The 26267-nt window shown below is 63.8% G+C and carries 27 protein-coding genes; 14 read left to right on the forward strand and 13 right to left on the reverse strand.

Annotated features, from left to right (window positions below):
• Positions 1-83: 83 nt before the first annotated feature.
• Positions 84-329, reverse strand: a complete 246-nt coding sequence (locus LB529_RS01635; protein ID WP_224709973.1) for a DUF1127 domain-containing protein — start codon at positions 327-329, stop codon at positions 84-86.
• Between the two features lie 188 nt (positions 330-517).
• Between LB529_RS01635 and LB529_RS01640 the strand changes: the two genes are divergently transcribed.
• Positions 518-859, forward strand: a complete 342-nt coding sequence (locus LB529_RS01640; RefSeq protein WP_224709974.1) for a hypothetical protein — start codon at positions 518-520, stop codon at positions 857-859.
• Between the two features lie 32 nt (positions 860-891).
• Here LB529_RS01640 and LB529_RS01645 read toward each other — a convergent pair whose 3' ends face one another.
• The 4 genes from LB529_RS01645 to LB529_RS01660 are packed head-to-tail and all read right to left on the reverse strand — an operon-like array spanning position 892 to position 4901.
• The gene (locus LB529_RS01645) at positions 892-2052 is read right to left on the reverse strand and encodes an ABC transporter ATP-binding protein (protein WP_224709975.1); all 1161 of its coding nucleotides are present in this window, start codon (positions 2050-2052) and stop codon (positions 892-894) included.
• Complete coding sequence (locus tag LB529_RS01650) at positions 2045-3187, reverse strand: ABC transporter substrate-binding protein (RefSeq protein ID WP_224529705.1); 1143 nt, start codon at positions 3185-3187, stop codon at positions 2045-2047. Before LB529_RS01650 ends, LB529_RS01645 begins: the two co-directional genes overlap by 8 nt.
• Positions 3184-4026: an ABC transporter permease gene (locus LB529_RS01655; RefSeq protein WP_224709976.1), complete on the reverse strand. Its 843-nt coding sequence runs from the start codon at positions 4024-4026 to the stop codon at positions 3184-3186. The genes LB529_RS01650 and LB529_RS01655 overlap by 4 nt, the downstream gene beginning before the upstream one ends.
• The gene (locus tag LB529_RS01660; RefSeq protein ID WP_140700386.1) at positions 4023-4901 is read right to left on the reverse strand and encodes an ABC transporter permease; all 879 of its coding nucleotides are present in this window, start codon (positions 4899-4901) and stop codon (positions 4023-4025) included. Before LB529_RS01660 ends, LB529_RS01655 begins: the two co-directional genes overlap by 4 nt.
• Positions 4902-5358: 457 nt before the next feature.
• Here LB529_RS01660 and LB529_RS01665 point away from each other — a divergent pair, with 457 nt between their 5' ends.
• The 4 genes from LB529_RS01665 to LB529_RS01680 are packed head-to-tail and all read left to right on the forward strand — an operon-like array spanning position 5359 to position 10416.
• A complete protein-coding gene (locus LB529_RS01665) occupies positions 5359-6513 on the forward strand; it encodes an acyltransferase family protein (RefSeq protein WP_224710117.1) in 1155 nt (384 codons plus the stop codon).
• Between the two features lie 2 nt (positions 6514-6515).
• The gene (locus tag LB529_RS01670) at positions 6516-7625 is read left to right on the forward strand and encodes a glycosyltransferase family 2 protein (protein WP_224709977.1); all 1110 of its coding nucleotides are present in this window, start codon (positions 6516-6518) and stop codon (positions 7623-7625) included.
• Entirely contained in the window at positions 7622-8641 is a 1020-nt protein-coding gene (locus tag LB529_RS01675; RefSeq protein WP_224709978.1) for a glycosyltransferase family 2 protein, read from the forward strand. The genes LB529_RS01670 and LB529_RS01675 overlap by 4 nt, the downstream gene beginning before the upstream one ends.
• Positions 8638-10416: an ABC transporter ATP-binding protein gene (locus LB529_RS01680; protein WP_224709979.1), complete on the forward strand. Its 1779-nt coding sequence runs from the start codon at positions 8638-8640 to the stop codon at positions 10414-10416. Before LB529_RS01675 ends, LB529_RS01680 begins: the two co-directional genes overlap by 4 nt.
• Before the next feature lie 116 nt (positions 10417-10532).
• Here LB529_RS01680 and LB529_RS01685 read toward each other — a convergent pair whose 3' ends face one another.
• From LB529_RS01685 to LB529_RS01695, 3 genes are read right to left on the reverse strand one after another with little or no spacing between them, the layout of a single operon-like run.
• Positions 10533-11849 (reverse strand): HlyD family type I secretion periplasmic adaptor subunit, encoded by a 1317-nt coding sequence (locus LB529_RS01685; protein ID WP_224709980.1) that lies wholly within the window; start codon positions 11847-11849, stop codon positions 10533-10535.
• Positions 11846-13591 (reverse strand): type I secretion system permease/ATPase, encoded by a 1746-nt coding sequence (locus LB529_RS01690; protein ID WP_224709981.1) that lies wholly within the window; start codon positions 13589-13591, stop codon positions 11846-11848. The genes LB529_RS01685 and LB529_RS01690 overlap by 4 nt, the downstream gene beginning before the upstream one ends.
• A 12-nt stretch (positions 13592-13603) precedes the next feature.
• On the reverse strand, positions 13604-15028 hold the full coding sequence (locus tag LB529_RS01695) for a family 16 glycosylhydrolase (RefSeq protein ID WP_224709982.1): 1425 nt from the start codon (positions 15026-15028) through the stop codon (positions 13604-13606).
• A gap of 573 nt (positions 15029-15601) precedes the next feature.
• Here LB529_RS01695 and LB529_RS01700 point away from each other — a divergent pair.
• Positions 15602-16045 carry an SRPBCC family protein gene (locus LB529_RS01700; protein WP_095768273.1) on the forward strand — a complete coding sequence of 148 codons (444 nt, stop codon included), beginning with the start codon at positions 15602-15604 and terminating at the stop codon, positions 16043-16045.
• A 156-nt stretch (positions 16046-16201) separates the two neighbouring features.
• Positions 16202-16432, forward strand: coding sequence for a hypothetical protein (locus LB529_RS01705; protein ID WP_095768274.1), 231 nt, complete (start codon positions 16202-16204; stop codon positions 16430-16432).
• Between the two features lie 38 nt (positions 16433-16470).
• On the opposite strand, the gene LB529_RS01710 is transcribed toward LB529_RS01705, so the two are convergent.
• The 4 genes from LB529_RS01710 to LB529_RS01725 form a co-directional block, all read right to left on the reverse strand.
• Positions 16471-17175: an SDR family oxidoreductase gene (locus tag LB529_RS01710; RefSeq protein WP_224709983.1), complete on the reverse strand. Its 705-nt coding sequence runs from the start codon at positions 17173-17175 to the stop codon at positions 16471-16473.
• Positions 17176-17336: 161 nt separating this feature from the next.
• Entirely contained in the window at positions 17337-18575 is a 1239-nt protein-coding gene (locus LB529_RS01715) for a patatin-like phospholipase family protein (protein WP_224709984.1), read from the reverse strand.
• A 224-nt stretch (positions 18576-18799) separates the two neighbouring features.
• Positions 18800-20062: a DNA polymerase IV gene (gene dinB, locus LB529_RS01720; RefSeq protein ID WP_224709985.1), complete on the reverse strand. Its 1263-nt coding sequence runs from the start codon at positions 20060-20062 to the stop codon at positions 18800-18802.
• A gap of 270 nt (positions 20063-20332) precedes the next feature.
• Positions 20333-20713 (reverse strand): cupin domain-containing protein, encoded by a 381-nt coding sequence (locus LB529_RS01725; RefSeq protein WP_224709986.1) that lies wholly within the window; start codon positions 20711-20713, stop codon positions 20333-20335.
• A 379-nt stretch (positions 20714-21092) separates the two neighbouring features.
• On the opposite strand from LB529_RS01725, the gene LB529_RS01730 reads away from it, so the two are divergent.
• Both LB529_RS01730 and LB529_RS01735 read left to right on the forward strand, forming a co-directional pair.
• On the forward strand, positions 21093-21326 hold the full coding sequence (locus tag LB529_RS01730) for a polymerase (RefSeq protein ID WP_140845413.1): 234 nt from the start codon (positions 21093-21095) through the stop codon (positions 21324-21326).
• Positions 21327-21398: 72 nt separating this feature from the next.
• Positions 21399-21629 (forward strand): hypothetical protein, encoded by a 231-nt coding sequence (locus tag LB529_RS01735; RefSeq protein ID WP_140845461.1) that lies wholly within the window; start codon positions 21399-21401, stop codon positions 21627-21629.
• 39 nt (positions 21630-21668) lie between these two features.
• On the opposite strand, the gene LB529_RS01740 is transcribed toward LB529_RS01735, so the two are convergent.
• On the reverse strand, positions 21669-22886 hold the full coding sequence (locus LB529_RS01740) for a TadE/TadG family type IV pilus assembly protein (RefSeq protein WP_224709987.1): 1218 nt from the start codon (positions 22884-22886) through the stop codon (positions 21669-21671).
• A 280-nt stretch (positions 22887-23166) separates the two neighbouring features.
• Between LB529_RS01740 and LB529_RS01745 the strand changes: the two genes are divergently transcribed.
• The 5 genes from LB529_RS01745 (at position 23167) to LB529_RS01765 (ending at position 26041) form a co-directional block, all read left to right on the forward strand.
• Complete coding sequence (locus tag LB529_RS01745) at positions 23167-24417, forward strand: pilus assembly protein TadG-related protein (RefSeq protein WP_224709988.1); 1251 nt, start codon at positions 23167-23169, stop codon at positions 24415-24417.
• Positions 24414-24863: a TadE/TadG family type IV pilus assembly protein gene (locus tag LB529_RS01750; RefSeq protein ID WP_224548500.1), complete on the forward strand. Its 450-nt coding sequence runs from the start codon at positions 24414-24416 to the stop codon at positions 24861-24863. The genes LB529_RS01745 and LB529_RS01750 overlap by 4 nt, the downstream gene beginning before the upstream one ends.
• The gene (locus tag LB529_RS01755; protein WP_224709989.1) at positions 24853-25269 is read left to right on the forward strand and encodes a TadE/TadG family type IV pilus assembly protein; all 417 of its coding nucleotides are present in this window, start codon (positions 24853-24855) and stop codon (positions 25267-25269) included. Before LB529_RS01750 ends, LB529_RS01755 begins: the two co-directional genes overlap by 11 nt.
• A gap of 71 nt (positions 25270-25340) precedes the next feature.
• On the forward strand, positions 25341-25670 hold the full coding sequence (locus LB529_RS01760; RefSeq protein WP_224709990.1) for a hypothetical protein: 330 nt from the start codon (positions 25341-25343) through the stop codon (positions 25668-25670).
• Between the two features lie 119 nt (positions 25671-25789).
• Positions 25790-26041, forward strand: a complete 252-nt coding sequence (locus tag LB529_RS01765; RefSeq protein ID WP_224548515.1) for a hypothetical protein — start codon at positions 25790-25792, stop codon at positions 26039-26041.
• Positions 26042-26267 lie beyond the last annotated feature (226 nt).

Raw genomic sequence — 26267 nt, forward strand, 5'->3', positions numbered from 1 at the left:
CCCGAATGCGCCGGAACGCAACAGCCCCGGGCGTGGGGAAGCCCGGGGCCTGTCGACGGCGTGGCGACGATCGCCATGCGCGGTCAGTGGGCGTTGCGGATGTCCATCCCGCCGGCGTCGGAGGCGTAGCGCATCGAGGTGTAATGATCGATTTCAGAACGGGCGATACCCATGTCCTTGAGCAGATAGTCGGGCATGGCCTGCATGGCGGCGCGGTCGCTGCGCATCCTCATTGCACGGTAGACAAGGCGCAGCGCACGGCCGGCAAAATTGATCGGGCCGAGACCCGATCGGCTGGTTTCATGGGCGGTGTGTTCCAAAGTCGTCATCGTCGTCTCCATCTTTTGCGGCGCGACCGTTCGCGTCGTCGATGGGCGGACTTGTGGCTTACGACCGGGGGAACGAGCGTTGGAGCGGGCGTCGAAATTGCCGTGGAAATAGAGATTTTGTAGGCTTGCAGAAACATCGAGTTAGCGCGGCTGGGGACGCGCGGGTCGTATAGAAGAGAGCGCGAGGAATGAGGCGGCATCGCCTGCTTGAGCCGTTTGTTGCCGCGTTGGAGCAACTTGATGGCCGATCTTATGACGATCTCAGAGTACTGTTCGCGGCCGTGGCCAACCGCCGCCCCGAGTTGCTCGAACGGTCTCTATTCGCCGAGCGCAGTCGCCGCACGTCCGAGATCGAGAAGATTTTGCGAAAATCCATGGCCGAACTCGGACGAATGGAACAAGCCGGCGCGCTTCCCGAGGGGATGTCGGTGCCTTATTTGTATCACTTGAGGCTGAACCACGCGACCGGTCGCCTGCATGTTGATCATGGCGACCGATCTATTGTGTTGTTCCCTGAAAATTCAAACTGAGGCACTTTGCGGGGCAGCAGCAGTCGCGGCCCTCAGGAAATCCGCAGCCCGGCCTCGTCCAGCAAAACGCAGTCGTCGGCGTCGAAGCCGAGTTCGATCGCTTCTCCTTCGCGCAGCACGCGACCATCGATCGGGGCGTTGGCGCGGATATTCGCCTTGCCGCCGATGTCGACCTCGTAAATGGCGCTGCCGCCGAGATAGGAGGCCGACACGATCCGGCCGGGCAACCGGTTGGCGCTCGCCTTGGCGCCCACCGCGAGTTTCTGCGGCCGCACCACGACGGTAACGGCGCTTCCCTGCGGCAGCGGCCTGGGTGACAGGACATTGATCGTCTGGCCGCTGGTCAGCGTGACAATGGTCGGCCCGTCGGATCGGCTCGCCGTGCCTGACAGCATGTTGGCCTTGCCGAGGAAGTCGGCGACGAAGGCGGTGGCCGGCCGCTCATAGACCTCTTCCGGCGTGCCGACCTGCTCGGCTGAGCCGGCATTCATCACCACGATGCGGTCCGACATCGACAGCGCTTCTTCCTGGTCGTGCGTGACGAAGATGGCGGTGATGCCGGTTTCCTTCTGGATCTTCTTGATCTCGACGCGCATCTCCTCGCGCATGTTGGCGTCGAGCGCTGAGAGCGGCTCATCGAGCAGAAGCACCTGCGGCTCGAAGACGATGGCGCGCGCCAGCGCAATGCGCTGCTGCTGGCCGCCCGACAATTGCGAGGGCAGTTTCTTCTCGCTGCCCGGCAGCCGCACCATGTCGAGCGCCTGGCCGACCTTGCGCTTGATCTCGGGCTTGGCGACGTTGCGGTATTTCAGCCCGAAGGCGACATTGTCGAACACGCTCTTGTGCGGAAACAGCGCATAGCTCTGGAACACCAGTCCGATGTTGCGCTTGTAGATCGGCACGTCGTCGACCCGCCGGCCGCCGATCATGATCTGGCCGGCAGAAATATCGACCAGCCCCGCGATGGAGCGCAGGATCGTCGTCTTGCCGCAGCCCGAAGGGCCGAGCAGCGTGACGAAGCTGCCCTTGCCGATCGACAGTGAGAAATCGCGTACCGCGACGAACTTGCCGTAGGCGATGTCGATGTTGCGGAACTCGACCGCCGGGCTGCTCGCCCCGGCGCCCGCGCTCGCGCCTTCCGCCCCGGCCGAGGCCGGCCGGGGATTGAGTGTCGTGCCCTGGCTGTCAGGCACCTTTCGAGATCCTGTTCCACTGCTTGGTCCAGGCGTCCTCGTTGGTCGCCCAATAGACCGGATCGGCGAAGGTCAACGCCTTCATCGTGCCGGTCGGATCGAAAGCCGGCAGCTTCGCGATCTTGTCGGTGAGCTTGACCTTGTTCGGGTCGAGCGACGGCGGATAGCTCTGGCCTTCGGCCACCGCGATCGAGGTCGCCGGATCGAGCATGAAGTTGATCAGCTCCTCGCACTCGGCCATCGGCGAGCCTTTCAGGATCAGCATGTCCTCCATCCAGGCATAGGAGCCGGCTGGATCGAGATAGCCGATCGGGTGGCCCTGGTCCTGCAGCGCCGCGACGCGGCCCGACCAGGCGTCGGTCACCACGATCTCTCCCTTGGAGAGCAGGTCCATCAACTCCGCGCCGGAGCTCCAGAACTTCTTGGCGAGATCGCGCGTCTCGCGCACCTTGGCCCAGATCGCGTCCATGTCCTTGAGATTGTTGGGATCTTGTCCGGTGGCGAGAGCCGCGTACCAGACGCGGGTGGTCATGTCGGAATAGCCGCCGACCTTGCCGGCATATTTCTTGTCGAGCAGAAGTCCGGCGCCCTTTTCCTTGGCTTCCTCCGGCGAGATCACCTTGGTGTTGTAGGCGATGCCGGTGGTGCCGTAGTCGTAAGGCACGGCCGACAGCTTCGGCGTCAGCTTGCGGAACGGCTCGATCATCGGCTGCAGCACATTCGCCATGTTGGGAATGTTGGCCTCGTTGATCTCCGAGTTCATCCCGGCATTGATATATTTGATGTAGTAGTTGACGCCGGACGAATGGACGATCTGGAAGTCGCCGGGCTTGGCCGTCTTGATCTTGGTGATGATCTCGTTCTCGTCGCCGAACGTGCCCTGCACCACCTTGATCTTGGTCTTGGCCGTGTAGGGCTGGAAGGCATATTTGTCGATCGCGTCCTGCACCGTTCCGCCCCAGCCGTCGAAGCGCACCTGCTCGACCGCGGCAAGCGCCCGGCTCATCCATGGCATGGAGAGGCCGGCCGAGGCCGCGGCAGCCGCCGTCAGGCTCAGGAACGTCCGTCGGCTGAGATCGCCGTTGACATAGCGGTCGTGCAGCCGCTCCAGCCGCTTGGTGGTGGTCAGTTTCATCGTGCTTCCTCCTTGGGTTCGCCGCGTCTTCTCAGTTTTGTCAGGCCTTGCATTAGCACCCCGCCGATCAGCGGGATGCCGACGGTCACCACAATCATCACAGTGCCGAGCGCGTTGATCTCCGGGCTGATCGAAATTTTCAGCATCGAAAGGATTTGGGTGGGCATGGTCTCGACACCTGCCGGCCGCCAGAACAGGCTGGCCGACGTGTTGTCGAACGAAATGGTGAAGGCGAGCAGCGCGCCACCGACGACCGCCGGGATGAGCAGCGGCAGCGTGATCTCGCGGAAGGACGAGAAGCGCGAGGCGCCGAGCGAGAGCGCCGCCTCCTCATAGACGCGCCTTATGCCGATCATGCGCGCCTGCGCGATCAGCACCACATAGGGCACCGCAAGCAGGATATGGCCGAGCACCAGGAGCAGCATTGTGCGCGGCTGGTCGATCGCCTTCATCAGCACCAGAAGACCGACGCCGAGAATGGTTTCCGGCACCAGCGCCGGCAGGATCACCAGCGTGCTCAGCGCCTGCTTGCCGCGGAAGTCGAAGCGCGCCAGCGCGAAGGCCGTGACGACGCCTATTGCCGTGGTGACGGCGGCGGTGACCAGCGCGATCCACAGCGAGGTGCGGAAGGCCGCGAGCACCGCGTCATTATTCATCAGCTTGGCGTACCATTGCAGCGAAAAGCCGGTCATCGGGAAGCCGCCGAACATCGAGGCGTTAAACGACAGGATGACGGTCGCCACGATCGGCGCGAACATAAAGATGTAGACGCAGAGCGTGACGAAGCCGGTCAGCCGCCAGGCCCATTTGCCCTCGTTGTTCGGCCGCGCAGCCTTCATCCGCCCAACCCCTTCACGATCTGCGACATGCCCATGTAGCGGGTGTAGATGGCGGCGAAGAAGCCGAGCACGAGGAACAGCACGATCGACAACGTTGCGCCCATCGGCCAGTTCAATTCGCTCATGATGGTGTCGTAGATCAGGTTGCCGAACAGCGCGTCGCGGCCCGAGCCGAGCAACTGCGGCGTCACATAGCTGCCGGCCGCCAGCACGAAGCAGAGCAGCAGGCCCGCCGCGAGACCCGGCAAGGAAAGGGGCAACGTTACCTCGCGGAACGCCTGCGCACTGGTGCAGCCCATCGAGCGGGCCGCCGAGATCAGCGTTCGGTCGATGCCCTCGAGGCTGACATAGACGTTGAGGATCATGTAGGGCAGGAGGAAATGCAGCAGCCCCAGGATCACCGCGCCTTCGTTGTAGAGCATCGGCAGCGGCGCGTTGATGATGCCCATTTTGAGCAGCGCGACGTTGATGACGCCCTGTTCGCCAAGGATGTTGATCCAGGAAAAGGTGCGGATGGTGAAGCTGATCCAGAACGGCACGATGAGCAGGAGCAAGAGCAGCCATTTGTGCCTGAAGCTCGTCGCCCAGATGAAATAGGCCGGGAAGTAGCCGAGCACGCCGCACAGCAGCGCGGTGATCGCGCCGACCCTCAACGTCTTCAGCAGGAAGCCGGAATAATAACTGTCGGTGAAGAATTCCTGCCAGTTGGCGGTGGTCAGCGCGCTGGTTTCGACGCCGGCAGTGACGAAGGTGAAGAACGTATAGGCCGCCATCACCGCGATCGGCAGCACCAGGAAGAAGATCAGCAGCAGAAGCACCGGTGCAACGAGCATCCAGGCCAGGCGTGGATCGTACAAGGTCCATCGATTTTTCATGCGCACCCGAAGGTCCGCGCTTTCTTCGAAGCGCTTTTGTTCCCGCAGTGAAGATTGTTTCATTGCCGCCGCGATGTCTACAGGCGGTGATTGAGCCAGAGAGATGGAACCGAGGAGGGTAACCCCTTTTGGTATGTCGCCGGGCTACATTGTGGCGTTGTCTGAGCGGTTCTCCAAAAGCTTCGAAGAGCTTGATGCATCCGCATTGGTTGGAGCCTGCCGCTTCGCCAAAAAAGGCAGAATAGCGGCATAGACGTGTCATTTCCTGGAACGAACGGTCACGTTTTCATTCAGGCTGATAACTATTCTGTGTTGCACCGCACCATTTTGTGCCGCAGTCCTTTAGCGTAGGCGAATATACGGTTTAGGAGTCGGCACGCTTGCGTTTTCCGTTGACCGGCACGGATGTTGCGGCCGCCGGCCCGGGCCATGTCGTCAGCACCAGCGGCTGCGAATGATGCCCGGCGGTCGCGACCTCCAGCTTGACGCGCTCCGGGCTGCTGCCGTCACGCTTGTGCTTTATTCGCATTTCTTCGCGCCCGGCGGCACGTCCTTCCTTGGCCATCTCGGAGTGCGGCTGTTCTTCGTGCTTTCCGGCTTCCTGATCACCAGGCTTTTGCTAGAGGCGCGCGACGCCGATCAATTCGCGGCTGGATCGGCGCTGCGCTCCTTCTATGCCAGGCGCGCGATCCGAATATTCCCGCCCTATTTCGCGGTACTGGCCTTCGTCTGGTTTACCGATCTTGAGCAGGCTGGATCGTCGCTCGTCTGGCACGCGCTCTATCTGTCGAACTTCTGGTACGCGCATCGCAACGACTGGACGCCCTGGCTGCTTTGCCATTTCTGGAGCCTCAGCATCGAGGAGCAGTTCTACATCGCCTGGCCGCTGATCGTGCTCCTGGCGCCGCGCAGGCGCATCGAGGCGATCACCATTGGCCTCATCTGCTTCTCGCTCGCCTACCGCTTCTACTGGCCGATCGCCGCCAACCCGGCGCTGGCCCGAGACCTGTTGCCGCCGGCCTCGATGGATGCGCTTGCCTGCGGCGCGCTCCTTGCCGTACGTCGCGCCAGGGGCGCCGGCGTGCCGCGTTGGATGCGGTTCGGCTGGCCGGCCTTCGTGGCGCTCTTCCTACTCGTCGTCTTGTCCGATCCGGGGCCGGCGAACTCGACATGGGAATGGCCGCGCTGGCTCCTGGTGCAGGTGCTGCCGCTGGTGCCGTTGGTGGCGATCGTCTCGATGTGCTCGAACGGCCTTCCCGGCACGCTCGGCTGGCTGGCCGAACTGCCTCCGCTGCTTTTCCTCGGCCGCATCAGCTACGGCGTCTATCTCTATCACGCGATCCTCCTCGCTTACACCGTAAAGGCGCAGCCGTGGATCCCGCTCAACGTCTCGGAGGAGGGGCCGGGCCGCTTCCTGGTCGCGGGCGCCGCCACGCTGATTGTCGCCTCGCTGTCCTGGGCGCTGTTCGAAAAGCCGCTCAACAGCTTCAAGCACTATTTTCCCTATATCGCGCGGCCACGCGCTCGTGCGCCGAGCGAGACCCGGCGGTTCGGCGCCACATATCCCGGCGCGGAAGCGGCGCTCGATCTGCAGCCGACGGACCGGAGCTGACAATGATACGCCCGCTCATCTCCGTCGTGCTGCCGATCTACAATGCCGAGCTCTATGTCGGCGCTGCAATCCAATCGATCCTGCGGCAGGACTACGACCGGCTCGAAATCATCGCCATCAATGACGGATCGACCGACAGGTCGCTGGAAATCCTGGAGCGCTTCCGCAAGGCGGACGGCCGCGTAGCCATAATCTCGCGCGAGAATCGCGGCCTCGTCGCCAGCCTCAACGAGGGGCTGTCAATCGCCCGGGGCGAGTTGGTGGCGCGGATGGATGCCGACGACTTTGCCTATCCTTGGCGCCTGTCGCGCCAGGCGGCCCTGTTTGCCGCGCGGCCCGAACTCGGCTTCTGCGGCTCGCTTGTCGACACGCTGCTGCACGGCCGCGTCGCACGGGGCAGGGTGGATCCGGTGTTCCGCCTCGGTCTCCTCCCGGTGCTGTCGAAGTTCTTCACGATCTTCATGCACCCGACGGTGGTCTACAACCGGCGGGTCATCGGCGAGGCAGACCTGTATTACGATGGCCGCTACCGGCATGCCGAGGATTTCGATCTCTTCCGGCGGCTGGCCGACCGCTATCCGGCGGCGCTGATGCCGGAAAGCCTGCTCGTCTACCGCCTGCATCCCGGCAGCGTGACCAGCTTGCATACAAGCGAGATGCGGCGCACGCACCTCCGGATTGTCGGCGAAAATCTCGAGCGCGAGGGGCTGGCGGACGAAACGCAGGATCTGCGCGCCATTGGCGATAGTGTTTCGTTCGATACGGTGCGCCGCGCGGCCGTGTTCATCCGCAGCCTGGAGGAGCGGATCGCCGAGTTGCCGGCTGCATCGCGGCCGAGCTTCGACGCCGGCGCGCTGAACCTGTTCTATTTCCTCTACCAGCTCGTCAACGACCAGCAGCGGCCGGCGTTGGCGCATGAGTTGCTGACGCTGACGGCGAAGTGGGACGTCATCCGCCGCCGCGAGAAATACGCGCTGCGCGCCGGCGCCTGGGCGCCCTGGCTGAGCCAGGCTTCGATATGGGCTGGCAAACGCGCGGACAGGATCGCCTATCGCTTCAAATCCGCGCCGGCGGCGTCCGTGCTTGCGCCTTATCGGATGGGGGCGGCATGAACGCCGATCGCCATCCGCTGCTGCAGCATCTACACTCGCCTCCCGGCCCGAACCAGCGGCCTGAGGTCTCCTTCATCGTCTGCACGCGTGATCGCGCGGCGGTGCTGAAGTCCTGCATCGATTCGATCCGCGCCGCCTGCCGGACGCATCCTGCCTTCGCCGCCGAGCTGGTGGTGGTCGACAATGGCTCGCGCGACGGTACGGCCGACTATCTCTCGCGGATCGCCACGGCGTCCGATATAGTGCTGACGGCTATCTGTGAGCCACGGCCCGGACTGGCGGCGGCGCGCAATGCCGGGATGGCGCGGGCGCGCGGGCGCGTGCTGGTCTTCGTCGACGACGATTGCCGGCTCGACCGCGACTATCTCGTCGATCTCGAGCGGCATTATGCGAGTGGCGAGAAATGGCTGATCCGCGGCGGCCGCGTCGAGATCGGCGACGCCGGGGACCTGCCCTTCACCATCAATCGCTGCGAAAAGCGCAAGCGGCTGACGCGCGCCGTCCATCCGGGCGGCTTCGTGCTCGGCTGCAACATGACCATGCATCGCGATGTTGCCGCCTTGATCGGTCCCTTCGACGAACGCTTCGGCGCCGGCGGAGCGCTGCGCTCGGCCGAGGATACGGATTACCTGGTGCGCGCCATGCTGGCCGGCATGGCGGTGGAGTATGTGCCGGATATGACGATCTTCCACCATCATGGAAGGCGCGACCGCGGGGCGATCGAACGGCTGCACCGCGACTATCATTTCGGCAACGGTGCGCTCTGCCTGAAACATATGCGCCGCGCCCCGTGGCTGCTTCGTCACTTTTACTGGGCAACGCGGGCGGCCACGCGCGAGCTCTTCGGCGGTCCGCGTTTCGACCAGGAGCTCAGCCTGTCGCACTGGCCGATCGTGCTGATGAACCTGGCGGGCGCGGCGAAGTTCATGGCCCTGGTGCTGGCCGGGCGGCCTGACCGGCAGGAGCGGCCCGCTCAGGAAACCACCGAGGCCAGGGCCGAGGCCGGCGCGCGATGATCGAACCCAAAGCCCCTATCTTGTCGATATTGCAGCGCGCGCTCGGACGGCGTCAGCTCGGCCTGATGCCCCTCGTCGTCGTGCTCGGACTTGCAAGTGCCGCGCTCGAAGGGCTCGGCATCGGCCTGATCATCCCGCTGCTTGGCATCATCATGGGCCGTGGCGAGACGACCGGCATGGCCGGCCTCTCCGCTCTCCTGCAGAAGGTCGGCGCCGGGCTAGGCGAGCGTGAGCGGCTGATTGCGATTTCGGCCGCTATCCTCGGCTCGATCCTGCTCAAGAACCTCCTCGCCTTCGCCAATTCGGTGCTGACCGCTCATATCTACGGCAAGGCGAGCCAAGCGATACGCGGCGCCTTGGCCGAGCGGCTGCTCAATGTCGGCTATTCCTTCTTTCTCAGGCAAAGCCCGGGCCGCTTGCTCAACATCATCTCCAGCGAATCCTGGCGGGCGTCGGATGCCATCCAGGGTATGCTCAGCGCGATCGTCAGCGCCTCGGCGGCGCTCATCCTGCTCGCCTTTTTGTTGCTGCTCTCGTGGCCGATGACGCTCCTGGTAATGCTGGGGCTGGCGCTGGTGCAAGCGGCGCATATGGCGCTGTCGGCGCATCTCAGGGCACCCAGCCGCAATGTTTCGGCGCGCAACAGCGCCTTGGCCTCGCAAATGCTGCATCTCGTCCATGCTGGCCGGCTGATCCGCATCTTCGGCCAGGAGGCGCGTGAGAAGGCGGCGTTCGAAAAGGCATCCGACGGCGTGCGGCGCGCGGCCTTCCTGCTCTCAAACCGCCAGGGCGCGCTGGGGCCGCTGACCGAAGTTCTGCACGCCATGCTGTTCCTGGCGGTGGTGATCGGCGCCTGGCTTGCGGGCTTGAGTTTCCCGCTGGTCGCCGCCTTCCTCATCCTGCTCTACCGCCTGCAGCCGCATGTCAGAACCTTGCAGATGACCTGGAGCCAGTTGCAGGGTCTTTCCGGCTCGCTGGAAGAGGTGACCTGGCTGCTCGATCCCGATGGCAAGCCCGCGCCGCCCGAGGGCAGCCGGCAGTTCGCCACCTTGACGAAAAAAATCGCCTTCGAGGGCGTGAGCTTCAGCTATGCCAATGAGGAGCAGCGCGCGGCGGTGCTGCGCGCGGCAAGCTTTGACATCGTGAGCGGGCACTCGACGGCGTTGATCGGCCGCTCCGGCGCCGGCAAAACGACGATCGTCAACCTGCTCTGTCGCTTCGTCGAGCCGGATGCAGGCAAGATCCTCGTCGACGGCGCGCCGCTCGGCGAGATCGACCCGGCCGACTGGCGCCGCCACATCGCTCTGGCCAGCCAGGAGCTGGAGCTGGTCGACGGTACGATCCTCGACAATATCACCTATGGCAAGGACACGGCGACGTTCGAGGAGGCCCGCCGCGCCGCCGAGCTTGCCGAGGCGCACGGCTTCATCGAAACGCTACCGCAAGGCTACCAGACGGTGGTCGGCTATCGCGGGGTGAACCTTTCGGCGGGGCAAAGGCAGCGCATCGCGCTCGCCCGCGCTCTTGTACGCGACCCCGACATATTGATCCTCGACGAGGCCACCAACGCGGTGGATGGGCTTTCGGAAGCGGCGATCGTCGAGACGCTGAAGTCGCGCGCCGGCCGCCGCACCACGATCGTCATCAGCCACCACCGCAGCACCATCTCGTTCTGCGACGACCTGGTGATCCTGGAGCATGGTAGAGTGAAGAAACAGGCGCCGTTCACTGAGATGGCGAAGCTTAGTATGGATGAGTTGTATCGGCCGGAATGAGGAGCCCGAGCAGGGGCTCGCCCGCATCTTCTTCGTCATCACTTCCTCCTCCTATGTGCCGAAGCGAGGACGGTTCTGGCGCCAAGCGGCGTTCCGAGGCGGCCGGAAGGGCTGCCCTACCTTTCCCTGAACGCCCGTGCGAACGAGTCCATCATCGGGCGTACCAGATATTCGAAGAAGGTCCGGTTGCCGGTGCTGATGAAGGTGTCGACCGGGGTGCCGGGATAGAGCTGGTCCGCCTTCACGCCGGGGGGCAGGGCATCAGCGATTTTCAGCCTGGCACGGAAATAGGGTTCGTGGGTGGCCTCGTCGATCAACCGGTCGGCAGAGATCTCGCTCACCGTCGCCGGGACTTCCGGCGTCAGGCGCGCGTTGAGCGCCGACAGCCGGAGCTTTGCCTGCTGGCCGACATGCACCTGGTCGATGTCCTTCGGCCGCAGCCTGGCGTCGACCACCAGGCCCGAGGTCGTGGGCAGGATCTCCATGATCTTTTCGCCGGGTGCGACCACGCTGCCTTGCGAATTGTAGGTCGAGGAGACGACGATGCCCGCCGCCGGCGCAGTGATCGTCGTGCGCTTCAGCACCGCTTGCGCGGCGCGCATCCGCTCCTCGATGTCGGCGAGGTTGATGCGCACATCGTCGAGCTTCGTCAGCGCTTCTTCGACGCGCTGCGTCGTGGCGCGCTCGGTCTGCGCCACCGCTTCCACGATCTGCGTGCTGGCCGAGGCGAGGTCCGCCTCGAGCGCGCCGGCTTGGCCGACGAGGTCGGCCTCCGAGCGCAAAAGCTGCGAATATTCCCTGCGGTCGGTAAGGCCCCGGTTCAGAAGGTCGGTCTTGATGCCGAGCTCCTTCTTCACCACCTCGGCCTGCTGCTCGATTGCGGCCTTCTGCGCGTTCAGCCCTTTGACCGACTCGCGATGCATGGCGACGCGCTGCGCCAGGATCGACTGCTCCGACCGGAATCGCGCAAGCTTGGCGTCGAATTCCTTCTGCTGCTCGCGGATGAGGTTTTCGAAATCCTGCTGGAACGGCGCCGGCGCGGGGTCGGCGATCGGCGCCAGCGTGGCTAGGCCGTCGCGCTCGGCCTCCAGCCGCGCCGCGCTTGCCTTGAGCGCGATCCATTGTCTTGTCAGCCGGTTGAGATCGGCTTCCGCGGCGGTCCGGTCGAGCAGGATGAGGTCCTGGCCCCCCCGCACGCGGTCGCCTTCATGCACCAGCAACTGCCTGATGATACCGCCCTCGCGATGCTGGATGAGGATGTTGCCGCTGGTCGCCGCGATCGTGCCTTGCGTGATCACCGCGCCTGCCAGCGGCGCACTCGCCGCCCAATAACCGAAGCCGCCGACCATCAGCGCGGTCGCCGCATAGCCGGCGAAGGCCGTGCGCCGGAAGTCGGTGCGCGGGCGGCTTTCGAGGATGAGGCTCTGCGTCATCGTCCAGGACCCGTGGCGATGCCGTGCGAGGCGCGGATGGTCGGCGCGAACGATCCTGTGACCACCGTGTTCCGCTGCTTGCCCGGCTGGCGCAGCACCTCGGCGCTCGGTCCGAACGCCTCGATCGCGCCGCCGCGCAAGACCATCACACGGTCGCAAGCCGTGGCGATCGAAGGGCGATGCGTGATCACGATCGTGGTGACGCCCGCAGCGCGGGCCGCCGCGAGCACCGTTTCCAGTGCCGTCTCTCCGGCGCCGTCGAGATGCGTGCTCGGCTCATCCAGCACCAGGATGCGCGGATTGCCGTAGAAAGCGCGCGCCAGTCCGATCCGCTGCCGTTCGCCGCCCGACAGCGTCCCGGCGATCATCGTCTGATAGCCGTCACGCAGCGAAAGGATCAGCTCATGCGCCTCAGCGCGCTTTGCCGCCTCCACGATCGCGGCGTCATCGGCCTGCGCGTCGAAGCGGGCGATGTTGTGGGCGATCGAGCCGGGGAAAAGCTCGACCTCCTGCGCCAGATAGCCGATATGCCGGCCGAGCTGGTTTTCGTCCCACGTCCTGAGCTCCGCGCCGTCGATCCTGATCGTACCGCCGCTCGGCTGGGCGGCCCCGACGAGCAGCCGCGCCAGCGTCGACTTTCCGGCACCGCTCGGGCCGACGATCGCCACCGCTTCGCCGGCCTGAATCGCGAAACTCAATCGCTTGAGAATCGGTTCGACGCCAAAGGCGGCATTTGGCGCAATGAAGAAAAGATCCTGCGCCGAAATCGCACCGGTCGGGTCGGGCAAGACGAGCTTGCGCGTCTCTGCCGGTTGCGCCGCGAGCGCGGTCCCCAGCCGCGTCCAGGCACGCCTCGCCTCACCGAGCTGCCGCCAGGAGCCGATCAATTGGTCGAGCGGCTGCAGCGCGCGCGACGACACGAGCGAGGAGGCGAAGATCATGCCGGCCGTCATCTCGCCCTTGAGCACCAGCCAGGCGCCGGTGCCGAGGATCGCCAGCTGGAGCATCATGCGCAGCGCTCTCGAAGCGCCGCTGAAGACGGCGTTGGCGCCGGCCGAACGGTCGTGCAGGACAAGCGCTTCCGCCACATGCCGGCCCCAGGCGCGCGCGGCGTTTTCCACCATGCCCATGGCGCGCAGCGTGTCGGCGTTGCGGGCAAAGACCTGCTCGGCCCGGCTGGCCAAGGCCGAACGCTCCGCCGAGAGCGCATCGTTCCTGCCGATGGCAAGCTGGTTGGCGAAGACCAGCACGACGAGCAGCGCCTCGCCGCCGAGCGTGACCCAGAACAACAGCGGATGGATCAGGTAGAGCAGGGCGAGGAAGACCGGCGCAAAGGGCAGGTCGAACAGCACCGAGACACCGCGCGAGCGGATGAAGGCGCAGACCGAGGCAAGGTCGGTGAGGGGCGACGGCGCATTGCCGGAACCGAGCGAAGCGGCGAACGCTCTTGCGCCAAGCCTGTCATTGACCGTCGCCGCGACGCGCTGCGTGTAGACGGCTCGGACGGCGTCGAGAAAGCCGAGGAAACCGAGCGCCGCGACCGCGATGACCGACAGATAGACGAGCGTCTCGACGCTGGAGGAGGGCAGCACCCGGTCATAGACCTGGAGCAGGTAGAGCGGGATGACCAGGAGCAGAAGGTTGATGAGCAGCGAGAACAGCCCGACATCGGTTACGGCGCGCAGGAACATCGGCCGCACGCCGGCCTGCCTGATCGCACCCGGAGCGCTCTCCTGTGACATTGGCTCGACCGCCTAGGCTGTGTGTTCGCCCGTGACGTTCAAATGGCTCTGCTGCAGCTCATCCAGCGTATAGGCGTGGATATAGTCGATCTTCATCTGGGCCGGCGTGGCGAGATGGTCGGGCGGCGCGCCGGCTTGTCCGCCGATCGCGAGATCGACCAGCATGTACATCGGCTTGTTCATGTCCGACGGAGTCGCCGCTTGCGCGACCTGCACGCCGTCATAGGTCCAGACCAGCTTGTCCGGGGTCCACAGCAGACCATAGGTATGGAAGCCGGCGGTGTCCATGACGTTCACGGTGGATCCGACCGTGGTGTGCTGGCCCGTCTGATTGGTGTGCGCGGTCATCAGCAGCGAATTCGGTTTCTGCCCGTACATCTCCATCACGTCCAGCTCCGGCGGCCAGGAGCCGTCTTCCGGCAGCAGCCAGAAGGCCGGCCAGGCGCCGGCGTGTTCCGGCAAGTCGGCCCTCATTTCGAAATAGCCATAGGTCTGCGAGAAGGAGTCATGCGTGGTCAGGATGCCGGAGGTGTATTCGTAATTGTTGATCAGCGGCTTGATGTCGGCCGGCGCCTGCGCCGCGGTGATGGTGAGGACCCCGTCCTGCACGCTGAACGGATGCACCGAGCTGGTCGGGGCGTAATTGGCGTCGATATACCACTGCAGCTCGCCATTGCGCGTCAGCGTGCTGCCGTTCGGAGCCCCCCACCAGAAGTTGGTATCCCAGGTGCCGCCCTGGCTGTTGTGCAGGTTCAGCGTGTTGAACTCGTCGCTGAAGGACAGCGTCATGCCGGATTTGTCGATCGGCAGCTGGAACTGGTTGGGCTGGAATTTGTCGATCGTGGTGTTCTTGAATTCGAGGATTTCGCCCGATCCGAGGTTCAGCACCACATTAGGCCCCGCCTGGATCATGGCGTTGTGGACGGCGGCGAACGAAGTGAATTCGTAACCATCGAGCCGCACAGCATCGTTCGAGGCGAAATTGACGATCGAGTCGCTGCCGTTGCCCTTCGCGATGATGAAAACATCCGCGCCGCCGCCGCCATCGATCAGCACATCGTTGCCCGCCCCGCCGTCGATCGTCTGGCCGCCCGCCTTGGCGGTGATGATGTTATCTAGCGCATTGCCGAAGGCATAGTTGTGGGCGTTGGTGACGACGAGGTTCTCGACATTGTCCGGCAGCGTGTAGCTCATCCATGTGTTGATCGTGTCGATGCCCTGTCCGGCGTACTCGACCACCTTGTTGCCCGCCGAATAGAGGTAATAGATGTCGTCGCCTTGGCCGCCATACATGGTGACGTTGACGCCGCTGGAAGCCCAGATTGAGTCGTTGCCGCTGCTGCCGTTGAATGTCGGTCCGGACGTTGCCGAAAACCAATGGTTGGAAGCGCCGCTATAATAAAGAGGAACGCCTACCGCGTTGACGACGAAACCCATCGGACACTCCTTTCTTGGTGGCGGCTGATTTTCAGGCCAACCTGCAAGCCGGCCTATGGTTCCAAGGATTCGCGTCACAGTACAGATAAAAAATTACCGCTGATCGATAATGATTAGAAATAGACATAACAAGGGGTTTCTAATACAATTTATGCGGGATAATTACACCTCGAATTACTCAATTTTACTCAATATTGCGAGGCTCATGCTGAAATATGGGCAAGATGCCGCGCGTGACCGCAATCGACCAGCGCGGCTGCGCGCGGTGAGCAAGGGCTGAGTCGCCATATGTTCGACGTTGGATATTCGAGCCGGAATCCGATTTCGGTTTGCTCGACAAAGCGATCGACCGAACGAACAGCGATGGCCAACGACGTCGCACATCGCGTCACATTGCGCCCAGCCAGCCCGCGCCGCCGACGATGCCCAGCCTGATCGAAGCGCTCATGTCCGCAGCCTCCGCTGCAAGGGTGGCAGGGTAGCCGCGGGCCACAAAATTTGACAGCCTCTGTCGGATCGGCTGAGGGCTGCCCGTCCTTGGGGCATCGATCAACGAAGAGAGGATATCGAGACATGCCGAGCACCATTCAACTGCACCGCGTCCTGGCGACCAAGCCGGAGAAGGTTTACCGCGCGTTCGTCGAGGCCGATGCGCTGGCGAAATGGCTGCCGCCAAACGGTTTTACTTGCACGGTCCACGAGTTCGAGGGCAAGGTCGGCGGCGCCTACAAGATGTCCTTCCGCAACTTCACCACCGGCGACAGCCATTCCTTCGGCGGCGAATTTGTCGAGCTGGTTCCGAGCGAGCGCCTGCGCTACACGGACCGCTTCGACGATCCCAACCTGCCGGGCCAGATAGAGGTGACCGTGATCCTTAAGAAGGTTTCGGTAGGCACCGAGGTCAACATCACCCAGGCCGGCATCCCGGACGCCATCCCCGCCGAGGCCTGCTATCTCGGCTGGCAGGAATCGCTGCGCAACCTGGCCAAGCTCGTCGAGCCCGAGATCAACCAGTAAGGTCGGAGCAATTCCAGGAAAAGTGCGTAGGTTCCGGCGCCTTCGCCGTAACCTTCTGGAATTGCGTCAAGATGAGAGCGGGCGGCGGTCGGTCTTCCGGCCGCCGCCTTACCCAAGGTAAGTAAAATTTCACCAAGTGCTGTTAAAGCCGCTTCCATGGATCGCAACAAGAACAATGACCTGTTTGTCCTGATGGCGGCGCTCGCCGCCATCGCGATCTACAACATTGCCTGCGGCATCAAGACAGGCGAAGTCCGCGGCAAGTTGCATTGGGTCGCTCTGGCGGACGATCCGACACGCTTTTGGAACATCGTGGTCGGCAATTCGATCGTCCTGGTCGCCTCGATAGTCTTTCTGTGGGTTCTCAATTCCCGCAGGCCCGGATGATCTAGGGGCGGCGTCCTCTTTGCCTCACACCGCTCCTTTCACACTGCTCTTGTGATGCCGCCATCGACGCGGATGTTCTGTCCGGTGATGTAGCCGGCTCCGTCTGAGGCCAGGAACGAGATCGTCGCGGCGATCTCATCCGAAGTGCCGTAGCGCTTCATCGGCACGCTGTCGCGGCGCTCGTTCGTCGCCGGCAAGCTGTCGATCCAGCCCGGCAGCACATTGTTCATGCGGATGTTGTCGGGGGCATAAGTGTCGGCGAAGATCTTGGTGTAGGCGGCAAGCCCGGCGCGCGCCACGGCCGACGTCGGGAACATCGCGCTCGGCTCGAACGTCCAAGCGGTCGAGATATTGATGATAACGCCACCCTTCTGCTTCTGCATCACCGGCGTCACCAGCCGGGTCGGGCGCACGGCGTTGAGGAAATAGGTGTCGATGCCCTTGTGCCAGTCCTCGTCGCTAATCTCGATGATCTGCGCACGCGGCCCGTGGCCGGCGCTGTTGACCAGCACGTCGATGCGGCCCCAGCGTTCCACCGCGCCATCGGTAAGGCGCTTCAGATCCTCATTCGACTGGTTGGAGCCGGTGACGCCGAAGCCGCCGAGCTCCTTGCCCAGCGCTTCGCCTTTGCCGGAAGAGGACAGCACGCCGACCTTGAATCCGTCCGCCGCCAGGCGTCTGGCCGCCGCTGCGCCCATGCCGCTGCCGCCCGCCGTCACCAAAGCTACTTTGTCTATCGCCATGTCGCTGTCCATCCCGGGTGTTTGGGTTGAAAGTGATCCTGTTAGCATGCGCTGGGCAGGGGATGAACCGGATTGGATTGCGCCAAGGCGATTGATAATTGGCGAGGGCGGCGGAACTGCCAATCTCCCCCACAAGGGGGAAATTGGCAGTTCGAGCACCCTCAAACCTTGAAGCCACTCATCACCATCCTCGACACTCGCGCGCAGCGGCCGGGCTTCACGTCGCCCGCTTTCAGCGGCACGCCCTTGCCAGCAGCCACTGCCGGCTCGTACCAGCCCCGCAGCGCCTGGTCGGCGGCGCAATAGCCCCAGTTCACCAAATCGACCGTCTCTTCGCTGCCCAGGAAATGCAGCGAGGTGCCGATATCGGCAGGTGCGGTGGCGGCGGTTTGCACGAAGGCCGGCTCGGCCGTGTCGGGCTTGCTGGCGATCGACCAGAAGACGCCGCGCGTCGCCGCATAGCCGGGCCGGGTCGCGTCATTGGCCAGGCCACGATCGTCGGCGTCCTTGGCCGCCTGGAAGCGCGCCACCAGATCCCGGCGCCTGAGCGAGCGCACCTGGTTGTCGGTGGTGTCGAGCACGCGTTTCAACTGCGAGAACCAGTTCCGATAGCCGGCGCTCGAAGCCTGCCACGGCGCGCCGGCGTCGCTGACCAGCAGCCAGCGGCAGCGTTTCAGCGCCGGCTCGATGCCGTGATTGTCGTAGACGCCGCCATCGGTGAGCACGGCGCGCGAAGGCGGCACCGGCGGGCCGACAGAGGGGTCGAGCTTGTCGTTCTTCCACGCGAAGGGCGTGAGGTCGAGCCGCAGCGGCGACAGGAAAGGCGGAAAGGCCGAGGAGGCGGCAACCGCGAGAGCCACCGGCAGGTCGGCCTGGTAGGCGACGCCGATGCGATAGTCGGCGATGTAGCGCCGCGACAGCCGGAACAGCGAGCCGGTGCCGAGATTGCTGGAGCAGAACACGAACCAGGGTTTTTCCGGCAGGCTCTTCAGCATCGGCCTTGAGCCGTCGAACAAATGTCTCTCGTAGCAGGCGGCGACTTCGCGCGCCGCGCCGGAAAACGGGTTGAGCAGGCCCTTGAAGATCGACGGCGCGTCGAGGAAGACCTGCGAGAACTCCAGTATCCTGTCCAGATAGATATCGAAATTGGCGGCGACACCGTTGACGAAGGCGAAACGCGGCCAAAGCACCGCCAGCAGCCCGGCGGCTATCGAGCCGCCCGAGACCGAGCTTACCATGTCGAGTTTCTGGAGCAGCCCGGCCTCGTTGAGGCGGCATAGCGCGCCGGCATGAAACAGCATGGCGCGGTAGCCGCCGCCCGACAGGCAGAGGCCGAGATCATAGCGTTCGGGCGCGCTGCCATCCGCGTCCGGTGGTGATCCAGCCGCAATCGGCTCCATCGCGGCCCCCTTGCCTGTCCGTCCGGCGTCCTTAAGCCTGGCTTTGCGCAATCGAGCCCAGCACCGACATTCTTGCAAGTGGGGGGAACGCGTACCTTCACAGATTGGAAATCGGCCCGCGCCGACGGACGGGGAGATTACCCGAAGCGGTTGGTACGCAGCGCACGGACGGCGCGTAGGCTTTCGTCAATCTCCAATGGCGTCAGAGGAGATGCCTCAGCCACTCACAGCTCCTTCTCGGCCAATTCCCTAAACCCATCCGGCACCGAGCGCGGACCTTCCAGCGCTACCGTGCCGTAGCCGACCGCCTCCTTGCCGAAGCGCTGGCGGATCTTGTCCACCGCCCGGTCGGCGCCGAAGCGCGCCAGGCCTTTGCAGCTGCCGGGCCTCAGCTTCTCGTCCGCCAGCCCGAGCGGCAGTTCGAGCTGCAGCTCGGCACGCTCCTCCAGATGCGAGACAGAGATGGCGAGCAGCGAGATGTCCCTCTCGCCCGGATGGGCGGCAAGCACGCCGCGCACCAGTTCCTCGGCGATCTCCGCCAGCATCGCGGTCGCCTGGATCGGCTGGTCGAGCGTGATCGAGCGGCTCACAGCGCGCAGATCAGCGAAGCGAACCCGCACCGTCACTGTGCGCCCGGGCCGGTCCTTGGCGCGCAACCGGCTGGCCACGCGGTCGGCCAGATGCAGGAGCGTCGGCACGAAGACGCGCGGCACTGCCGGCTTCCTGCCGAGCGCCGATTGCGCGCCGGCAGAATGCGCGCGGCGGTGTGCCTCGAGTTTTCGCGGGTCGCGGTTCCAGGCGAGCGCGGCAAGCTTCTGGCCGGCGGCATGGCCGATCAGCCGCTCCAGCGCCCCGCTATGGGTGCGCGCCAATTGCCCGATCGTCTCGACACCGATCTCGGCCAGCCTGGCCTTGGTCGCCGGGCCGACACCCCACATCAGCGTGACAGGCAGGTCGTGCAGGAAGGCGAGCTCGCTGTCGGGCTCGACCACCACCAGCCCGTCGGGCTTGGCTACCTGCGAGGCGATCTTGGCCAGATGCTTCGTCCGCGCCACGCCGATCGAGATCGGCAGACCGAGCTCGGCCTTCACCCGCTCGCGGATTTTTCGCGCGATCTCTTGCGGTGATCCGAACAGATGCGTGCAGCCGGCGACGTCGGCAAAAGCCTCGTCGATCGAGATGCGCTCGACCGCCGGCGTGAAATCGTCGAGCACCTTGATCGCGGCGTCGCCGAGGCGCTGGTATTCAGAAAAATGACCGCCGACGAAGATGAGCTGAGGGCAGAGCTCGCGCGCTTTGCGGCCCGGCATGCCGCCGCGCACGCCAAAGATTTTCGCCTCATAGGAGGCCGCCAGCACCACGCCTCCGCCGACGGCGATCGGCTTGCCACGCAATGACGGATCTAGCAGTTGCTCGACCGAGGCGTAGAAGGCGTCGAGGTCGGCATGCAGGATGGTGGCGGCCGCGGCGGTGTTCGTGGCGGCCATCGCGCGCTCCCATGGCCATTTGTGTGGCATTGCAGCATTAGCTGCGTCTTTTGTAAGGGGAATTAACGGAACATAAAGAGAACAAAAGAAGCTCTCTGTCAAGCCACCACGCTTGGCCGTGCAGGTTTCCACAACTGGGGGCGCAGCCACAGATAGAGCGCCGGTTGTGCGAATGACCTTTGCGCGGGACACGCCGCCGCAGGCTGAGGAGGGATCGCCTCGCGAGGCGATCCCTCCTTCGCTTCTGAACGTAAATTGCGACTGTCTGCGCTATGCCGGCTTGGCGTATTCTTCGGCGCTCAGCACCTCGATGCATTGGAACGGCTGGTTGCCTTCCACCCAGGCGTCGTGGCCGGGCGGGATGGTGTAGGAAGTGCCGGCCTCGATGGTCTTTTGCGTGCCGTCGGTCATCCGTACGGTGATCGAGCCGGACACGGCATAGCCGACATGCGAGACCTGGCAGCTGTCGGTCTTGACCACCGGCTTCACACATTCGGACCATTTCCAGCCCGGCTGCATGTTCATTCGCCCGAGCGTATAGCCCGGGAGCCGGACGATCTCGACACGCGTCTTTGCGGGCGCGCGGACCTCGTCGGGATTGTTGTGCGATCTGGATTCGAGTTTCGTCACCTTCATTGCAACTTCGGCCATGGTATCCCTCCCATGTGTGAAGCGGCGCCTGACGTTGCGATCGTCGGCGACCGCGAGTGTATTCATAAGCCTTATTATGAGCGATTGCTAATTAATAGAGGTGACCGCGAGCTCAGCCGAACGCTTGGCGCATTGTCGTGGAAGGTGGATATTCCAGGCCCTCGGGCGACGGTCCCGGGCCATCTTCGGACCGAAGTCCCATCGCACGAACGCAGAGGCCCGACACGCCTATTTTCAGGAAACAACGACGGCACCAAAATCATTGGCTAGCAAGCCGCCGGACAAAGTCCCTTCATCGGCGGTTGACCACGGCGTGCCCGCTATTCCTGCGATATGGCGGGCACGCCTTTCCCTGAAACCGCTCCTGGAGTTGAGGGCCGTGCAACCCGGTAAGATGATCGCCAATCTGTTTGCCGCACTGCTTCTGGCCGGCCTGGTCGGCGGCGTCTTCTTCGTCTTCGGCAGGCCGCTCTGGCCCGAGCGCCAGGCCCGTATGGTGATCCTTCTCCCGGTCGATACGATTGCGACCGGATCGCTGCGCCGAGCCTGCCTCGAGCCATGCCTGCCGGCCCGCTTCGACCTCAAGCTCGCGCCCGCCAGGCCGCGCGGATGAAGCCGGGCGCGGGAACCAGTCCGCGCCCCGGGCCGTTGACGGAGCGAAGGGATGGCGCTGGCGGAGGCCGCCATGGACAATTTCGAACTCATCGATCTTCTGTGCGTCATCGACGCCTGCGTGAGCGACCGTTCGGCCGGCCGTATCGTGCCGATGTCGAGGGCCGTCGAGGAGTTGCGCGTCCTGACCGGCGATTTCGTCTCGTCGGATGAGGATGCGGCCAACGCCTTGACGCAGGTCGCGCTCAAGCGCGGCTGCGCCGTGCTCTTCGACGAGCGAGCGGGCGCGGATATTGTCGGCTAGGCGCAATCTCGTCCTCCTCCTGGCGGAGGAGGTTGGTGCTCATTTCGCCAGGGTGATCATCCGGCCCGCATACGCCGCCCGGCCTCCGAGTTCGGCCGTGCAATCCGACTTCACGGCCGAGTTCCCCGTCATCGAGATCGTATCGCCGACCAGCCGCAGGCAACTGCCCTGGGCGTTCATGTCCGAATTTCCGGCATAGGTGATGACGGCGTCCGGGGCGTAGATAAAGCCGCTGACCACGGAGCCCGATCCGCCGTTCAGCGTCAGCGCCTGGGTGTTGCCGTGAGCCTGGTAGACGGTGATTCCGGCGTAGGGGCCGCTGGTGGGCGGCGACAGGTTCACCTGTTCGTTGGCGTTGATATAGAGCTGTGAGTTCTCCATCAGGAAGATCGTCACGCCCTGGCCGCTCAGGCTGCCGTTGCCGCCCGGCTTTATGGTGACATTGCGCATGATGTAGGTGCCCGGATTGAGGGTGATCTTTCCCGACAAGGTCTTGTCGCAATAGGTACCCGGCGAGAGCGTCACCGTTTTGCCATTGGGCACCGGCAGGCACAGCGTATAGGCGGGAGGAACGACGTCGGCCAGCGGATCGAACGAAGCATACTGGTTCTCATGCGGCGCGCCGCAGGAAAGCGTGGCGTTTGGCGGCGTCAGCCCTTGCGTGCCGCCGACTGTCGAGACGCAGCCGGCGCTGACGATCGCCGAGCCGCCGCGATTGACGGCGTCGGGCGCGTCTGAATTGGCCGCGATCACGCAGCCGTTCATCGCCACATTGGTCGAGCCCTGCAGGTTGACCGCGCCGTCGGCGTGCTGATTGAGCGCGAGCACGCAGGCTTGCGCGCCGGGTTTGAGCTTGACCGAGGCGGTGCGCGTCGCCTGCCAGGCCGGCATGCCGGCGACGAAGGCCGGCCGGCTGATGCTCGACGACAGCGAAATGAAATAGGCGCCCGGATCGCCGCTCGCGCTGGCCTGGAAGGCGGCGAGGCTGCCCGATAGTTCCTGCGCGTCGGCTGCGCTCATATTGGCGGCGAAGAAGGTCTGGCCGAGTTGCTGCACGTCGCTTGCCGACATGCCTGGCAGGTATTTCGTGCCGATCGCCAAGCCGGCCGCGTCCAGCGAGTTCTGCAACTGCGCGGCGTCGTCGCTCGTGCCTATCAGGTCGATGGATGCCGCCACGCCAAGCATAAGCGGCACCATGGCGACCGCGGCTGCGATCGCAAAGTTGCCGCGCCTCGATGCCAAAAAACGTCCCAACATGGAGCTCGCCCTCGTCATATGTCCGAGAGTGATATGCGCGCCGTCTCTACGGTCGATTTCCAAAATAGATAAAATGCAGAGAGAGCTAAAATGCACGGTTTTACCGACGCTTAAACCTTAAGTCCGAGGCTTTATGGGCCTTAAGTCTTAGTGTGTGCGGCGCAAGGCGGGGGCAGCGGAGCGCTAGGGTCCCACCGGCAAAAATCGAGCGAAATAATTAGGCATTCGTTCATACGGCGATGATGACGTAACGGCTGGGATAGCTTGGGTGCGCTCGGCCATGGCCTTTTCAGGTCGGTTCATCAGAAATCTTTTTTCTCGACGCGGCTCTCGACGCTTTTGCGAAGGCAAGAGCGGCAATGTCGCCACCATTTTCGCGCTCACCCTGCCGGTCGTCGTCGGCGGCGCCGGGCTCGGCGTCGAGACCTCCTACTGGTACTATTCGAGCCTGAAGCTGCAGGCGATCGCCGACGCGGCCGCCTATGCCGGCGCGTTGGAAAAGATCGCCGGATCCAACACGGATGCCATCACCGCCGCCGCCGCGTCATCGGCCGCCTCGAATGGCCTTGGTGCGGGCACCATTGTCGTCAACACCCCGCCGGCGTCGGGACCGAACACGGCCAAGAAGGCGGTCGAGGTCATCCTCAACCAGGATCTCGACCGGATCTTCACGTCCATCTTCACTCAGACAAAAGTACCGGAGCGGGCGAGGGCGGTGGCGCTGATCACCGACGCCTCCAAAGCTTGCATCGAAGCGCTCAATCCGTCGGCCTCCCAGGCAGCACTTTTCTCCGGCAGCACCAGCGTCAAACTGGCCGGCTGCGTCATCATGGCGAATTCGATCGCCAACGATGCCATCAAGGTGCAGGGGTCGGCGGGGCTTCAGGCCGATTGCCTGATTTCGGCCGGCGGCGTCGTGCTGAACAATCCGGTGCCGATGGTCTGCAAGGCCCCGATCACCCAGGCGCTGCCGGCGGCCGATCCGTTCGCCAGCTTGCCGGCTCCCGCGACCACGACCCCATGCCAGAAGATCAACGGCAACAAGACGACGCAAACGATCCAGCCCGGGACCTACTGCAGCGGCATGAGCCTCAACGGCAACATCACGCTTTCCCCCGGTGTCTACGTCGTCCAGGGCGACTTGAAGATCAATGCGGGTGCCGTCATCCAAGGCAGCGACGTTACGATCTTCATGGCCGGCAGCAACACTGTCAGCATGAACGGCAACGCCACCGTGACGCTGGCCGCCCCGACTACGGGCACCTATTCCGGCGTGCTGTTCTATGGCGACCGGACGGGGACCGCCGCGCAGAGCACCTTCAACGGCACCGCGACTTCGCTTTTGACCGGCGCGATCTACTTCCCCAGGCAACAGGTCAACTATCTCGGCAATTTCTCGGGCGTGAATGGCTGCACCCAGGTCGTTGCCGATACCATCCAGTGGTCGGGCAACTCGACCATCAACCAGGACTGCTCGAGCCTCGGGATGAAGGACATCCCGGCCGCTCAGTCGGTTGCGGTGGTCGAGTGAAATCCGCTGCCCGTCGATTGATGCCAGCCATTCGCGATGAATCGGGCATCGCCGCGGTGGAACTCGCGTTTGTTTTGCCCGTCTTGTGCGCGGCCTTGCTCGGAATCATGGACGGCTGGTCCTATGTCGCGGGTTCGCTGTCGATGCGCGCCGGTGTGAAAACGGCGGCCAACCTCGTGATGGCTGGCTCCGCTGACGACAGCGCGACCCAGACTGTCGCGCTGGCGAGCTGGGAGAACAAGCCTTCCGACGCGCAGGTTACGATTAGTCGCATCTATAAGTGTGGGACCACCGTGGTCGATGCGTCGACCTTATGCAGTGGACCGAAAGCGCCGTCCGTCTACGTCCAGATTCAGGCATCCGGCACCTGGATCCCGCCCTTCACCTTTGGTCCATACCCAGACAATACCGCGATCGGCCATGTGCAGGTGGTCCGTGTGCGCTAAACAAAGGCTCCGGCTTTCGGCATTTGCGGCTAATGAGGCGGGCGGCGCCGGTCTCGAATTCGCCCTGGTCGCGCCTTTTCTCATCATGCTCCTGTTCGGCATCTTCGCCTTCGGCTGGTCGATGAACAGCGTATCCAGCGTGCGCTACGCGCTCGAAGCCTCGGCGCGCTCCCTGCAGCTCAACAACACGCTGACGCAGGCCGACATCCAGGTCATCGCCACACAGAAGCTTCAGGCGCTTGGCCTGCGGAATGTGAACGTCACCATCACCACCGATCCGGCGAGCGGCGGGTTCCGCATGGCACATGTCAACGCCAGCTATGCCTTTGTCATCAGCTTTCCCTATTTCAGCAATTACCCGATCAGCTACACTACCTCGGTAGCCGTGCCCCTGGTCAGCAGCTAGGGGGACGAACGGATGTACCTTAGGATTCTCTAAAAAGCTGCAAGGCTGGCGCCAGCCAGGAATGCTAGGGGTTGCTGCCATCCAATATCAGGAGCGCAGCCATGACCTCTCTTGTTGGAAGCCAGCACGGCCCAGGCGCCGTGCATCAAGCGAGCAGACCCCAGGCGTCGGAAACTTTCCCGGGCAAGCGCGCCGAAAGCGTCGGCCACCTCGCGAAAGCCTCGGTCTTTGAGACGGACATAGGCGAGCCGAATGCCCAAGGAAAATCCGCATCCCGGATCGCCCGAATGGACCTGACCGTGCTTTCCCCGACCGGTTCGGGCGAGGGTCAGGAGCCGGAGACGGCAACCGGCACGCCGACCGAGACTGATGGCACGGAAGATCCAAATCCTTCCGCTTGATGGCCGGCAAAAAGCCAGGCCCGCTTGTGCCTGGTGGCTAGCAGCCTTCCGTTGTGGTTTTCATCTGGCCGGGAGCGTTGGATTTGGCGCTCGTATCCTGTTGGCCAGGGGCCGCCTGCTTGGCACTGCCGGTCTGTTGCCCAGGCGCGCAGTCCTTCGCTGAATTCGAATTGGTCGAGTTCGTCGTGGTCGTGTCTGTGCCCTGGCTGCTGGGCATCGTCGTTGTGGTGGATGACGATGTCGATGAGCTGCCCGATGTCGTGCCCGACTGCGCCGTCGCCAGACCACCGGACAAAGCAACAAAGGCGGCAACGAGAAGAATTCGTTTCATGGTGACTGTCCTTTTAGGCAACGTCCCTTCGCTTGTTTAACCCCGACCTTTCGGCAGGGTTCCAAAGGCGCAGGTGATCCCGATTGCAGGGGATTGTCGCGGCGGCAATTGCCTCTTGGGACCATGGTCTGGCGAGACAAGGGCCTTCTTTGTTCCAAACGGCCCACAGATGCTAAGCCCTTTGTATTTACGTTAAATTTCAACGGGTTAACCTGGTGTTTTGGGAAAATTGCGGAGAGGCCGCGGCTATGCTCTCATTTCGCGAC

This window comes from Mesorhizobium sp. CA5, assembly GCF_020165105.1.
GTDB lineage: Bacteria > Pseudomonadota > Alphaproteobacteria > Rhizobiales > Rhizobiaceae > Mesorhizobium.